1 protein-coding gene is annotated in these 440 nt (G+C 66.8%); it reads left to right on the forward strand.

Translation table 11 applies throughout. From position 1 onward, the window contains the following. On the forward strand, positions 1-440 hold a 440-nt coding region (gene cpaB, locus J5M71_RS28645; protein ID WP_207839054.1), incomplete at both ends, for a Flp pilus assembly protein CpaB.

Below are 440 nucleotides of genomic sequence, written 5' to 3' on the forward strand. Positions count from 1 at the left end.
CCCGGTCGCCGAGGCGCCCGTCGCCCCAGCGGTCAGCATTGAACAGACTGTCGCGATTGCCGAAGACCAGACCCGCCAACCGGTGGTGGTGCTGCTCCACGATGTAGCGCCGTTCACGCCGTTGACCGCCGCCGATGTGACCGTGGAAAAACTGCGCAGCGCACCGGCCGGCAGCCTGACCAGCATTGAACAAGCAGTCGGCCGCACGCCTTGGCGCCACCTCAGCGCCGGCACCTGGCTCAATGACGAAAGCTTCCAGGCTGGCGGTGCGCTGGCGCGGATGATTCGCCGCGACGAGCGCGCACTGACCGTGGCCGTCGATGAAGTGATCGGTGCCGCCGGGCAGTTGCTGCCGGGCGATTACGTTGATGTGCTGCTGTATCTGCGCGAGGACGCGCAAAGCCGGAACGGCGATCTGCGCCGACTGCTGCAGATTGCTC

It is taken from the genome of Pseudomonas sp. 43(2021), from assembly GCF_017490805.1.
Classification (GTDB): domain Bacteria; phylum Pseudomonadota; class Gammaproteobacteria; order Pseudomonadales; family Pseudomonadaceae; genus Aquipseudomonas.